At 58.4% G+C, this 12,834-nt stretch carries 13 protein-coding genes; 4 read left to right on the top strand and 9 right to left on the bottom strand.

The features are described from left to right. Window positions 1-15 precede the first annotated feature (15 nt). Window positions 16-1,338: a glycoside hydrolase family 140 protein gene (locus tag N2245_RS03460; RefSeq protein WP_494535337.1), complete on the top strand. Its 1,323-nt coding sequence runs from the start codon at window positions 16-18 to the stop codon at window positions 1,336-1,338. A gap of 43 nt (window positions 1,339-1,381) precedes the next feature. Here the strand turns inward: N2245_RS03460 and N2245_RS03455 are convergent, their stop codons facing one another. From N2245_RS03455 to N2245_RS03430, 6 genes are all read right to left on the bottom strand, one after another. Beyond that, on the bottom strand, window positions 1,382-1,837 hold the full coding sequence (locus N2245_RS03455) for an arsenate reductase ArsC (RefSeq protein ID WP_494535336.1): 456 nt from the start codon (window positions 1,835-1,837) through the stop codon (window positions 1,382-1,384). 11 nt (window positions 1,838-1,848) lie between these two features. Continuing rightward, window positions 1,849-2,850, bottom strand: coding sequence for an inorganic phosphate transporter (locus N2245_RS03450; protein WP_494535335.1), 1,002 nt, complete (start codon window positions 2,848-2,850; stop codon window positions 1,849-1,851). A gap of 9 nt (window positions 2,851-2,859) precedes the next feature. Next, complete coding sequence (locus N2245_RS03445; RefSeq protein ID WP_494535334.1) at window positions 2,860-3,249, bottom strand: hypothetical protein; 390 nt, start codon at window positions 3,247-3,249, stop codon at window positions 2,860-2,862. Window positions 3,250-3,354: 105 nt separating this feature from the next. Next, complete coding sequence (locus N2245_RS03440) at window positions 3,355-3,717, bottom strand: ArsR/SmtB family transcription factor (RefSeq protein ID WP_494535333.1); 363 nt, start codon at window positions 3,715-3,717, stop codon at window positions 3,355-3,357. An 89-nt stretch (window positions 3,718-3,806) separates the two neighbouring features. Continuing rightward, window positions 3,807-4,928 (bottom strand): ABC transporter permease, encoded by a 1,122-nt coding sequence (locus tag N2245_RS03435; protein WP_494535332.1) that lies wholly within the window; start codon window positions 4,926-4,928, stop codon window positions 3,807-3,809. A gap of 19 nt (window positions 4,929-4,947) precedes the next feature. Then, complete coding sequence (locus N2245_RS03430; RefSeq protein WP_494535331.1) at window positions 4,948-5,805, bottom strand: ABC transporter ATP-binding protein; 858 nt, start codon at window positions 5,803-5,805, stop codon at window positions 4,948-4,950. Window positions 5,806-5,895: 90 nt separating this feature from the next. On the opposite strand from N2245_RS03430, the gene N2245_RS03425 reads away from it, so the two are divergent. The 3 genes from N2245_RS03425 (at window position 5,896) to N2245_RS03415 (ending at window position 9,481) form a co-directional block, all read left to right on the top strand. After that, window positions 5,896-6,966, top strand: a complete 1,071-nt coding sequence (locus N2245_RS03425) for an ATP-binding cassette domain-containing protein (protein ID WP_494535330.1) — start codon at window positions 5,896-5,898, stop codon at window positions 6,964-6,966. 85 nt (window positions 6,967-7,051) lie between these two features. After that, window positions 7,052-7,825, top strand: coding sequence for a cyclase family protein (locus tag N2245_RS03420; protein WP_494535329.1), 774 nt, complete (start codon window positions 7,052-7,054; stop codon window positions 7,823-7,825). A 3-nt stretch (window positions 7,826-7,828) separates the two neighbouring features. Then, window positions 7,829-9,481, top strand: a complete 1,653-nt coding sequence (locus N2245_RS03415) for a thiamine pyrophosphate-binding protein (protein WP_494535328.1) — start codon at window positions 7,829-7,831, stop codon at window positions 9,479-9,481. A gap of 299 nt (window positions 9,482-9,780) precedes the next feature. Here the strand turns inward: N2245_RS03415 and N2245_RS03410 are convergent, their stop codons facing one another. The 3 genes from N2245_RS03410 to N2245_RS03400 all read right to left on the bottom strand — a co-directional run. Continuing rightward, entirely contained in the window at window positions 9,781-9,996 is a 216-nt protein-coding gene (locus tag N2245_RS03410) for a hypothetical protein (protein WP_494535327.1), read from the bottom strand. Between the two features lie 78 nt (window positions 9,997-10,074). Next, window positions 10,075-10,947 carry a cytochrome c oxidase assembly protein gene (locus N2245_RS03405; RefSeq protein WP_494535326.1) on the bottom strand — a complete coding sequence of 291 codons (873 nt, stop codon included), beginning with the start codon at window positions 10,945-10,947 and terminating at the stop codon, window positions 10,075-10,077. Window positions 10,948-11,007: 60 nt separating this feature from the next. Beyond that, a partial coding sequence (locus N2245_RS03400) for a chloride channel protein (RefSeq protein WP_494535325.1) occupies window positions 11,008-12,834 on the bottom strand: 1,827 nt, incomplete at its 5' end.

Below are 12,834 nucleotides of genomic sequence, written 5' to 3'. Positions count from 1 at the left end.
CTGGAGGATATAAAGTTGATCAGGGTCAGTGACAACCGCAGGTTTTTGGTACAAGACGACGGCTCTCCTTTCTTCTACCTGGGAGATACCGCCTGGGAACTCTTCCACCGCTGCACGCGCGAGGAGGCAGAGATGTACCTACGCGATCGTGCCGCCAAGGGCTTCACCGTTATCCAAGCAGTGGCCCTCGCTGAGCTGGATGGCCTCACCGTCCCCAATCCCAACGGCGACCTGCCATTGCTGGACAAAGATCCCACTCGCCCCAACGAGCCCTACTTCAAGCACGTGGACTCTATAGTCGAGCTCGCCGCCTCCCTGGGATTGTACATAGGCATGTTACCTACCTGGGGCGATAAGTGGAACAGGAAGTGGGGAGTCGGTCCCGAGATCTTCAATCCAGAGAACGCCAGGAATTACGGCAGATGGCTTGGACAACGCTACAAGGACGCCCCCATCATCTGGATCCTGGGAGGCGATCGACCGATCGAGTCCGAGTCCCACAGGCAGATAGTCCGGGCTATGGCGGAGGGACTGCGCGAGGGGGATGGCGGTAACCACCTAATGGGGTTCCACACTTGGGGACAGCACTCCTCCTCCGACTACCTGCATGAGGAAGAGTGGCTCGACCTGCACATGTGCCAGAGCGGCCACGTACGCAACATCGGCAACTGGCGATGGATAGAGAAGGACTACTCTCTACAGCCCACTCGCCCCTGCATGGATGCCGAGCCCGGCTACGAGGACATGGCCTCCCAGTTCAAGCTGGAGGAAGGCTACCTAGACGATTACGATGTGCGCAAGGCCCTCTACTGGGCACTGTTTGCAGGCGCGCACGGTCATACCTATGGCTGCAACCCCGTGTGGCAGATGTGGCTGCCGGGGAGAAACCCCATGCTGGCCACCCGTAGATCCTGGTACGAGGCGCTCCACCTGCCGGGATCCTCTCAGGTGCAATATGCCCGCTGGCTCCTACTGTCCAGACCCTACCTCTCGCGCATACCGGATCAGTCCGTCATCCTGTCGGAGGTAGGCGAGAACACCCATCACGTTAGAGCCACCCGCGATGCTCATGGTTCCTACCTCATGGTGTACATTCCATCCGGCAGGACCGTGGACATCGATCTGGCCCCCCTGCGAGGGGAGAGGGTGAGCGCCTGGTGGTACGACCCCCGCAGGGGCACCGCCCAGCACATAGGCATCATGCCCAAAGGCCCCCATATGGCCTTCTCCCCACCAGGAGGGGGACCCGACTGGGTGCTGGTGCTGGACGACGCTGAGGCCCACTTCCCACGTCCCGGACAGCCCTGGCCAGCCGCTAAGGACTCCTCGGGAAGATGATGATCCCGCAGGCAGAAGACCACAAGAATCTATCCCAGCCTCCTCAGGAAGACTGGGAGGTTAGCTCCTGGCCCTCAGGCCTACCGAGTATCTCCGACTCTATCCTCTCCCTGATCATGTCCCGAGCCCTTCTGTAGGCTTGTAGCCTCTCTTCCTCACTACCTTCGGCGCTAGAGGGATCAGGAATGGACCAATGCAGTCTTGTACCCCCACCAGGGAAGTACGGACATGACTCCCTGGCCTGGTCGCAGACGGTGATTATGTAATCCCAGCGATCGCCGAGATAGCGATCTAACGCCTTGCTCTGTTGCCCAGATATATCCACCCCAACCTCGGCCATGGCCCTGATAGCTAGCGGACTCACCTTGGTAGCAGTTGTACCAGCGCTGTGGGCCTCGAATCTGTCTCCAGCCAGGTGACGCAGCCAACCTTCCGCCATCTGGGAGCGTGCCGAGTTGTGAGTGCACAGAAACAGGACCCTAAATCGACGGTCAGACATTTCTCTCCTCCTTAGCTAAGCAGCGAGCGCATCACCACCAGGTAAAGCCACCCAAGCGCTATCGTGGCCGGCACGGTCAGCATCCAGGAGAGCATTATGTTACCCGCGAGACCCCAACTGACCGCGGTGGTCCTGCGCGTGACCCCCACTCCCACTATCGAGGAGGTGATCGCGTGCGTAGTGCTGATGGGAATGCCTAGCTCCGAGGCCACCTGGATGACGGAAGCCCCGGACACCTCCGCAGCGAAACCCTCAACTGGTTTGAGGTCCACCATCTTGATACCGATGGTGCGTATGATGCGCCAGCCGCCATAGGCTGTACCTATGGCAGCCACCGTGGCTGCGGATGCCGCCACCCACAGCGGCACCACCAGCTCCTCCCACCCAAAATGCAGCGTCATCGCCAGCGCGAGCACTCCCATGGGCTTCTGCGCATCGTTCCTCCCATGGCTGAAGGCCATGTACGCAGCCGATAGCCTCTGCAGATGGGCAAAGAGCCTGTTGGCCTGCCTTCTTCTCATACCCCTACAGAGCCAGTAGATCAGCGTGATGAGCAGCATACCTCCTATGAATCCGAGGCTAGGGGAGGTGAAGATTGCCAGCAGCACCTTCGTCACTCCCTGCCACTGTACTACATCCAGACCAGCGGTGGCGATGCCAGCCCCCACCAGCCCTCCAACCAGACCGTGCGTCTCGCTCACAGGTATCCCGAAGCGGTAGGTGATAAGGCTCCAGGACATGGCACCAGCGAGAGCGGCCACCACCGTTAGCAGCGTGAGCACCCCCGGGTCCACGATCCCCCTACCGATCGTCACCGCCACGGCCGTGCCGGTCATACCACCCAGCAGGTTGAAGGCGCCAGCCATGAGGACCGCGGCTCTGGGAGAGAGCACTCTGGTCCCCACAGAAGTAGCGATCGCGTTGGCGGCATCAGTGAACCCTCCGACGAAGGCGTACACGTAACCCAGGCACATCGCAAGCAGAAAGAGCACTATGCCTTCGCTCAAGAGCATCCTCCCAACCTATCTTCTCACCGCCCCCAGCACCCATATGGTCACCAACACGCAGGTGATGATAATGATCATAAGCTCCCCTCCACCAGACCTGATGACCGGATACCACTTGCTGAGCCCTAGAGAGATGGTTATCCCCAGCAGAGCCCCAAGGCTCACTATCAGGACCAGTAGACCGACCGCCCCCCTCAGTCCTCCCAACCTGTCTATGAACCCAGGATCCATCCAACGACCCTCCCAAGTACAGGACACATCTTCTCTAGATGATAGCAGGAAAACACCTTGTCGAGCATCTAGGGCCCGCGGACGCTCGCTAGGAGAGGAAAAGCGTCCGCGGGCCTGACAGTAGCGATGCCTAGCAGCAAGGCGGGCAGCATCCGCCGCAACAGCCATCGTCACAGCAGAAATCGTACATGGCGCACCTCCTTTCAGCAGGGATCACGGGAGCTCCAAGCACGGACATTACATCGATGTTTATCGATATAAAGGGTCACAAAATACACCTCACTTATCCATGGATACGAGCTCCCCCAGGCATACGAGGGCATCCTTCACTCTGGGCCTCTGGATCTTGTAGTACATCCACGTGCCTTGCCTATGGGCAGTCACCAGCCCAGCCTTGCGAAGGATCCCGAGGTGGTGCGAGATGGTGGGCTGCCCCAAGGGAAACCTGTCGACCAGCTCGCAGACACATACCGGTCGCTCGCTTGCTGCCAAAAGCTTGAGTATGCCCAGGCGAGTGGGATCGGCCAGCGCACGTAGCAGGGAAGCCTCCTGCTCGAGCTCCTCCCTCTCCAACAGGTTCTGGGGATCACCCCCAACGCAGATGCACTCGCGATCGTCTTGTCCAGTGGCCACGTACTCCATAACGTCCTCGCTTGGCTGATACTAACACAAATATCGAAGTTTGTCAATATAGTGACACACGACATCTGGGTCGTCTCAGAGGTGGCCGCTTACAGCGTAGCGGCCACCTCTGCCTGCCGCCTCATGTAGTGCACGGCGGCCACCCCGAACAGCAGGGCAAATCCCAGCGATATCAGGAGATCTACCACCAGGCGGGTGCCCACCGACGGGCTCCGCAGCACGGAGGCTGTAATGCCGTCCATCAGCCAGTACGTCGGCAGTATCCGGATCCAGCGACCGAGCTCCCCCTGCGAATTGGCGGTCAACAACGGGTTGGCCAGGAACACAGGTAACATGTAGGCGAAGACGCTCAGCCCAGAGAACGCTTGCACCGCCCCTTGCGAGCGCAGGATACTGCCCACCAGTAAACCAAGGACCACGCTGAAGAGCGTGCCCGCCAGGATGAACAGCAGCAACCATGACAGGTACGTACCGGTCTGCCACATGATGACCAGCACCAGGAGAGACATGACCAACTGGTAGGCGCCCGCCACGAGCGCCTTAGCTAGCACTATATCCCACCAGGAAGCCGGTGAGACCATTAATACCTTAATGGTCTTCTTCTCGACCTCCTCCACTAACAGCCACGGTGCCAGCATGGACCCCAGCACGAAGGAGAAGGCAAGGGCAGTGACCAGGTAGAACTTGTTGATATCCGCCACTGGGCTGGAGCGCGGAGGGTTGACCACCTGAGCCTCTATCTGGATAGGATCGGGCGCTAGCAACCCCCTCGCATAGTTCACCAGAGCGGCCTGCAGGAGCTGGGCCCGAGACTCACCCACCTCATCTCCATCCAGGTACAGGCGGACGATCGGGCGCTCTCCGGCTCGCACGGCCTGCTCGAAGCCCTCCGGCACCACCAGGCCGACCGCGTAGGAACCGTCACGGTTCGGCCCAAATGCCCCGGCGACCTCCTCGGGAGAGTCAGCAAGCGTCACCCTGACGTCGCCGAACCCTTGGGACACCACTCCCGCGAGGCCCGCATCGGCGCCCTTGTAATCCGGGTCGTACACCAGCAAGTTAGTCACAGTCTCCCGACCTATGATCCTGCCCATGAACAGGAAGAAGGCCGACATGACCGGTACCATCAGCACCACTATCAGCAGCTGCTTGTTGAGCAGCACCTCCAGGACGTCTTTTCTAGCTATAGCCAGGATCGCACGCGAGTTCATACCCACACCTCCAGATCGATCATTCTAGCTTAGCACCAGCCACCCGAAGGAACACGTCCGCCAGGGAGTCCTCCATCGTGTGCGCCGACCGCACACGCCCTCCAACTATCCAGCTCATGAGTCGGCTCACCTGCCCTGGATCGTCCAGATCCAACACCTGCTCTTCAAGATCCTCATCCAATAAAACCCGCATCCGCCGCTGTGCATGCTGCAGGCGCAGCTCGAGGGGCGTACCGATCGCCACCACTCGCCCTTCCACCATGAACCCCAGGCGATCGCATAGCTTCTCGGCCTCCTCCATGTAGTGGGTAGTTAGCAGGATGGTGGTTCCCGATCTTCTGAGCTCGAGAACGGCTGCGTGTACCACCGCGGTCGCAGCAGGATCCAACCCCCTGCTGGGCTCGTCCAGGAAGAGCACCTGTGGACGATGGATCAGCGCCCGTGCTATCATCAACCTCTGCCTCATGCCGCTGGAGAAGCTAGCGACCTTGTCTGCAGCACGATCCTTTAAACCCACTAGCTCCAGCACCTCATCTACCCTGCTGAGATCGACCCCATACAAACCACAGGCAAACTCCAGGTTCATCCGAGCCGACAGGCGCTCGTAGAGCAGCTGCTCCTCGAACACTACGCCTATACAGCGCTGCAGCAGAGCCCTGTCCCGAACCACGTCGCAACCGGCTACCCTGGCATCACCCTCCTGCGGTGCGATCTGGCCGGTCAGGACCCTGATGATGGTAGTCTTGCCAGCGCCGTTGGGACCCAGCAGCCCGAATATCTCCCCTCGGCGCACTTCGAAGCTGACACCGTCCAAGGCGCGCTTGGGCCCGAAACACCGCACCAGACCCCTAACCTGTATCGCTGACTCCTCTTCCACATTGCACCTCCGACTCCGTAGCTACAAGCTAGTGTAAGCTTTGGCGAGCGTCGGGACCATAAGAAAGCCATGAGAGGAGCTATTCAGGACGTGACAGGATCATATGTCGGGCCAAATGGAGCAGCTACAGGCTGTGCTAGAATAGTGCACCGAGAGCAGAGGGTGGCCATGCTGTGCTTGGAAGGGCTTGAGAAGATAGATGGAGGCCGCACCGTGTTGGCGATCGACTCCCTGCAGCTCGCCGACGGTGAGGTGTTGGCCGTGGCCGGGCCCGGAGGCAGCGGCAAGACCCTGCTCATACACCTGCTGGGGGGGCTAGTGATCCCAAGCAGGGGCAGGGTGCTGTTGGACGGCGAGGACGTCCATAGATCTCCAAGGGCTCGCTCCAGGATAGGCTTAGTGTTCGAGGAAGACCTCCTGTACGATCGCCTGAGCGTAAAGGCCAACGTGCTAATGGCCTGCAGGCTGCACGGCGTGCCGGACCAACAGGCGATGGAGGCGCTCAGCCAGCTTGGGCTAGACGATCAGGCAGGAACCACCGTAAGCAAGCTCTCCGCCAGCGGTAGGAGAAGATTAGCGCTGGCCCGTGCCCTGGCGCTCAGACCTAGGTTGCTACTGCTCGACCAGCCCTCGCTGCGCACCGACTTCGACACCAGGGAGTTGCTGTCCCAGCTGCTGAGGCAGCGAGCTGCAGAGGGGGGCATAACGATCATAGCGGAGGAGGATGTCTCCTGGGCGGGCAAGCTTTGCACCCAGATACTGGAGCTTTCTAATGGTAGGATTGTAGCGCGCTCCAGCACAACCGACACCAGCAGAGAGCGACATGTGCCCTACAGGATACCTGGACGTAAGGGAGACCACATCATGTTCTTCGATCCAGCCGACGTGCTGTACATCACCACGCGGGATGGCCAGACCATCCTGCGCACGGACACTGACGAGGCGTACACACAGCTGACGCTTCAGGAGCTTGAGTCCAGGCTAGTGGGTAGGGGGTTCTTCCGTGCCCACAGGGCTTACCTAGTCAACCTACAGCACGTCAAGTCCGTGGTGCAGTACACCCGCAACAGCTTCAGCCTGCAGCTGGACGACCCGGCGGGCACGATGGTGCCCCTCAGCAAGCAGTCCGAGAAGGAGCTCCAGGATCTCCTGGGGTACTAGCCTCCAACATCCTGGACAGCTCTTGACACCATACCGATGCATCTCTATCATGCCCTCTAGCATCAACACCTTCTAGGAGGATGGTATGTCCTTACTGCAACAGCTTGTCGATAGCCTATCAGGGGGGAGCGTGGAGGTGATCGATCTCACCTCGCCCCTCTCGGAGAACACGCCGGTCATCCAGCTGCCCCCACCTTTTGCCAACACCCAGAGCTTCACACGACGGGTGGTCAGCAAGTACGATGACAAGGGCCCGGCCTGGTTCTGGCATGACATAAGCTTGGGCGAGCACGTGGGAACGCACTTCGACGCTCCGATCCACTGGATCACAGGTAAGGATGGCGCGGATGTGGCCAGCATACCATTGCGCCACCTAGTGGCGCCTGCCGTAGTAATCGACAAGAGCAGCGAGTGTGCTGAGAACCCAGATTTCTTGCTGGAGGTCGAGCATATAGAGCAATGGCAGGAAGAGCACGGTCCCCTACCTGAGGGATCATGGCTGCTCTTCCGCTCTGGCTGGGACGCCAGAGCAGGTAGCCCGGAGGCTTTCCTCAATGTGGACGAGAGGGGATCGCACACCCCAGGCGTGTCCGTGGAATGCGCTAGATGGCTTGCAGAGAGATCTCCCATTATCGGTATAGGGGTGGAGACCGTTGGTACGGACGCCGGGCAGGCAGGTTCGTTCGACCCTCCTTTTCCCTGCCACGCATTCCTGCTGGGAGCAGGCAAGTACGGCCTAACACAGCTTGCTAACTTAGCGAAGCTTCCTCCCAAAGGAGCCTTATTGGTAGTGTGTCCACTGCCCATAGTTGGAGGTACGGGTAGTCCCGCTAGAGTACTGGCGTTGGTCGAGAGGTAAGATATGGAGAGAAGGGTCTACGACGCAGTCGCTGAGACGCTAGCACAGCTTGGGGTACATACCTTCTTTGGGCTAATCGGTAGTGGCAACTTCCACGTTAGCAACTCACTATGTTCCTGGGGCGCAGACTTCGTAGCGGCTCGCCACGAGGGCGCAGCGATCACCATGGCGGATGCTTGGGCTAGGTGCACTGGGCAGGTAGGGGTTTGCACGGTCCACCAGGGACCTGGACTAACCAACGTAATGACAGGACTAACGGAAGCTGTCAAGAGCCGCACGCCGCTCTTGCTGTTGGCAGCGGACACCGCAGCATCCGCGATCCGTTCCAACTTCAAGATAGACCAAGAGGCCCTTGTGCGCTCGGTAGGCGCTATCGCTGAACGGGTGCACGGACCAGCCACGGCGGTGGAGGATACTGTGCGGGCGTGGTGGAGGGCACAAGTGGAGAGGCTTCCCGTCGTGCTGATGCTGCCGCTGGATGTGCAGTCCAAGGCCTTCGAGGGGAAGGTAACCATACCTCCCATACCTCCCATATACCCCGTACGCCCCTCCAGAGAGGCCGTAATGCGAACCCTCTACGCTGTCGAGGCCGCTAGGCGCCCGCTCATCCTAGCCGGTAGGGGAGCGGTAACCTCAATGGCCAGGGACGCCCTAGAAGCGCTGGGAGAGCAGATAGGAGCGCTGCTGGCCACATCGGCAGTTGCCAACGGGCTCTTTTCTGGTAACCCTTGGTACCTCGGCATATCAGGGGGATTCGCCTCTCCTGTAGCCGCCGAACTCATTGCCGGTGCCGACCTAGTGCTGGCGTTTGGCGCATCCCTAAACATGTGGACCACTCGCCACGGTAGGCTCCTCAATCCAGGGGCCACGGTAGTACAGATAGACAACGAGCCTCAGGCGTTGGGGGCACACCACCGGGTGGACATAGCTGTACTAGGGGATGCCAGACAAGCAGCACTGGACATCCTAAGGGAGCTAATTGACCAGGGAGTAACCCTGCAGGGTTGGCGTAGCCAGGAGATCCAAGAGAAGATAGCCCATGGAGCATGGAAGCACGCGCCTTACCAAGATGCCAGCGGTGATGGCCGGATAGATCCACGCACCCTTTCCCGATGCCTCAATGAAATCTTGCCCGAGGAGAAGGTATTGGTCACAGACTCCGGCCACTTCATGGGCTACCCCGCGATGTACATCGACGTCCCAGACGCACAAGGATTTGTGTTCACCCAGGCCTACCAGTCTGTAGGTCTAGGAATGGCCACCGCGATTGGGGCGGCGATAGCCCAGCCAGATAGGCTGACTGTGGCGGCGCTGGGCGATGGAGGAGCTTTCATGGGGCTATCCGAGCTGGAGACCGTGGCGCGCCTGGGCCTTAGGATGCTGATCGTGATCTACAACGACTCCGCCTACGGCGCCGAGGTGCACCACTTCGCCCCCGAGGGCGCGCCTTTGGATATAGTACGCTTTCCTGAGTTTGATTTCGCCCCGCTGGCAGAGGCGGCCGGCCTGAAGGCGACCACAGTAAGGCGATCGGAGGACCTGCAGGCCGTGCAGGCATGGATAGATGAGGGCATGGAAACGCCTATGCTCGTGGATGCCAAAGTAGTGCCAACGGTAGTAGCCGAGTGGCTGGAGGAAGCTTTCAGGGGACACTAACGGGCAGGGTTCTCCCTGCCCATAGAGCACCGGCAGGAACAGCACCTTCCTGCCGTTCCCGGCTAACCCTTACACCTTGTAGGCAAAGCGCGTTGGGTATAGGTCTAGGCAGCCAAGCAAGAGCGTCGTGACAGCGGCACGATAGGCTCTCGGGCTCTGCGTCTCGCGCAGGTATCTGTCGCCGCGGACCCACTGAAACCTCACTCCCTATAGAAGCCCGTACCACGACCAGAGCACCTTAGCCCAACATAAACCATACGTATCTGCTTTGGTAAGAACACCTAGCCCACGATCCCGAGCTACTCTAGGGCGACAGCGTACGCACAACACCTAGAGAAGGGCGCTTTGGCTCGCAGCTGTAACCTACTGTACTCGATAAGAGCATAGACCTGCAGCAAGGTGTTGGGTTCGCGACGCGCAAGAAGAGGGTCGAGCGCGAAGGCTACGCGCGGTAGGGGGTCTGGCGACAAACCAATGGATAGTAGAAGCACCGCCTGATAAATCCCTCTATCCATCGTGATCATCCATCAGAAGCCTCTCTAGAGCGCCAGGATACCTCGTGAGCAGAGAGGCTGGAATGGAAGCCCCTTCCCCTAGCGTCGTAGGGGTATAGGTCCATGCAGGTGAGCATTGTGACTATTGACCTCACGCTCTTCTTGTAGAAGGGACAACACGAGCAAGACGAAGGCCCAAGTAAGGTATATCACCCCTCCAAACGCCCACATGACTATACCTCCCAGCTGCTGATCAAGCAGGGGTGTGAGTCCAAAGGGGTTATGGGGATCTGCGTACACGACGTACACTACATGATCATAGAAAGTAAACAATCCTCCTAAGAGCCCCCCTTCGGCGGCAGCCAGAAGTATGTAAGGGACAACAGCCACCCTGCCCAACCTACGCCGCCCACTTGCAGGATGCAGTACCGGCCACCAGAAGAGCAACCCTGAAGCAAGAAACATAGCATGCTCAAGATAATGGACTATCCCCTCTCCTTGTGCACTATCGTACAACGCTGGTAGATGCCAAACTCCCACAACAAAGATGTATACCGTCGCCGTCACGACAGGACTGGTAACGAAGTGGAATAGGGCCCTGATCCGCGTTTTTGGACGAAAGAGTCTGGGTAGAATTCTACGTGCTGAGTAAGGAAGCGACCATAACAATGGCAATATGGGACGAGATGCCCATATTAGTGGTGGAGCTACTTCCAGCAAGAAGATATGCTCAACCATGTGTACGGAAAACAACTGATCGCTATAAACCTCGAGGGGAGAGAGAAGAGCGATCGCAACAGCGCCTGTGCCCAGCAGATAGCTACACAATTGGAGGCGGGAAGGGGGCTCGATCCTTGCACGGGATCTAAGCTTAGTCCAACCAACGATGTACAACAAGACACCAACAATAAGGGCAATAACTATCCTGAGATCCCACTCCCATGAAACCAACAAAACACTCAGATAGGACATGATCTATACAAACTCCCTTCCAGCCCATAGGGTCTTCACAAAAGCCCAATCGAGCCCTCTCTACTTGCCAGCTAGCAAGGATCGCAGCTCTTTCTCGCTAGCGTACGTAGTGGTGACCACTACAAGATCCCCAGGCTCTAGACGCGTGTCGCCACGCGGGAAAACAACATCTCCAGAGCGATTGATGGATATGACGAGGGCCCCTGCAGGTAGACTAACCTCTCGCAGGCGCTTGTTGGCAAGTGGCGAGGAGGCGCTGATCTTAGCTTCCAGCAGCATAGTTCCAGGAGGCAGATCAGTCGCTCGCCTGACACCCCTCTCCAGAAATCTCCGATAAGCCCTGATAGCGTCACGCACGGTCACCTGCCCCACAACACCCTCGGCAGATACTACCGGAGCCCAGCCCAAAGGCTGGGCTGCAAGTTGTTCCATAGCCTGATCCAGAGGAGCGTTCGGGCTAACAGGCAAGATGTCGGGATCAACCAAGGATTCCATCCGCAAATCTCCCTGGGCATCACCAAGCGCCTCTAGCCGATCACGCGAGACGGCCCCCAGGTATCTACTGCCATCCACAACGCATACTCCGATATAATCACAAGACCGTAGGTGCATCCTAACATCCCTAACCTGCTCACTAGGACCCACCAATGGAGGTACACCCGATACAGCATCGCCAACCACCAACGAGGATAGCAGAGGAAAGCTCATCTGGATGCGATGCGTGGGAGAGCTAGCCCTGTTAGGTAGCTGGCTAGAGTAGATGGTAACGTCCCCAACAACGCTGTAGGACACGGCTACCGCGATCATAGCTGGAGCCAAAAGCGAGAGGTTGCCGGTCATCTCGGCAACCATTAGCATCACGGCTAAGGGCGCGTGGGCTACGCCTCCAAACAGCGCCATCATCCCAACTATGACAAAAGGAGCAGGGGTGATCGGCATATGCGGCAAGAACATGACTCCTAACCTCCATAGACCTGCCCCCACCATACCGCCTATGAACATTCCTGGAGCGAATATACCCCCCGATCCTCCACTACCAATAGATAAAGAAGTGGACAGGATCTTTGCGAAAGGAAGCAACAAAATAAGCCACAATGGTATGGAACGTAGCGAGGGGGTCATAGCTATCTGTAACCATCCATACCCCATATGGAGCACCTGCGGCAACCTAATACCCATCAACCCAACCACGAGGCCACCAACAGCAGGCTTTAGCCAGTTCGGTAGAGACAAGAGTTTGAAGATATCGGATACACCGTAGAATATACGGGCATACAATATACCTACCAAGCCACAAACCATCCCAAGGATAGCGTAGTACAACAGCTGTATAGGAGACGTGAGCGCCAGATCCGGCTGAGAACCAAATATGGGAGTAAATCCAAATAGAGAACCATATATGGTATAGCCTACTATGGAAGCGATAAGTGCCGGCAGCAAGGCCTCGACCTCCAAATCGTGCAGGTACAGTATCTCGGCGGCCAAGACCGCCCCGCCCAGAGGAGCACGAAATATCGCCCCTATGCCAGCTCCTATACCAGCCGCCACAAGTATACGCCGATCCTGAGGGCTCAAGCGCAACCATCCGCCAAGCATCGAGCCAAAACCCGCAGAGATCTGTGCTGCTGGGCCCTCGCGACCAGCCGAACCACCAGTACCTATGGTGATGGCCGAGGCCACCAGCTTGATCAAAGGCACCCTACCCCTCATCCTACCCTGTTTGTGATGAATGGCGGCTATGGCAGCATCGGTGCCATGACCTTCCGCCTCCGGGGCCAGACTAAAGACTATAACCCCAGACAGCAGCCCCCCGGCTGCAACGACCAAGGGAAGCAGCCAAGGACGATGAATCATATGTATCAAAGAAGGAATAGCGCTACCTCCTTC

This window comes from Thermobaculum sp. T2p, assembly GCF_059335935.1.
The sequence above is the reverse complement of the archived record's forward strand: the minus strand, read 5'-3'. Positions and strand labels throughout refer to the sequence as shown.

Bases quoted from the DNA above. Each gene is read 5' to 3' on its own strand.
- N2245_RS03455 (WP_494535336.1), bottom strand. From the start codon at position 1,837: ATGTCTGACCGTCGATTTAGGGTCCTGTTTCTGTGCACTCACAACTCG.
- N2245_RS03415 (WP_494535328.1), top strand. From the start codon at position 7,829: ATGGAGAGAAGGGTCTACGACGCAGTCGCTGAGACGCTAGCACAGCTT.
- N2245_RS03410 (WP_494535327.1), bottom strand. From the start codon at position 9,996: ATGGATAGAGGGATTTATCAGGCGGTGCTTCTACTATCCATTGGTTTG.
- N2245_RS03440 (WP_494535333.1), bottom strand. From the start codon at position 3,717: ATGGAGTACGTGGCCACTGGACAAGACGATCGCGAGTGCATCTGCGTT.
- N2245_RS03450 (WP_494535335.1), bottom strand. From the start codon at position 2,850: ATGCTCTTGAGCGAAGGCATAGTGCTCTTTCTGCTTGCGATGTGCCTG.
- N2245_RS03435 (WP_494535332.1), bottom strand. From the start codon at position 4,928: ATGAACTCGCGTGCGATCCTGGCTATAGCTAGAAAAGACGTCCTGGAG.
- N2245_RS03405 (WP_494535326.1), bottom strand. From the start codon at position 10,947: ATGTCCTATCTGAGTGTTTTGTTGGTTTCATGGGAGTGGGATCTCAGG.
- N2245_RS03420 (WP_494535329.1), top strand. From the start codon at position 7,052: ATGTCCTTACTGCAACAGCTTGTCGATAGCCTATCAGGGGGGAGCGTG.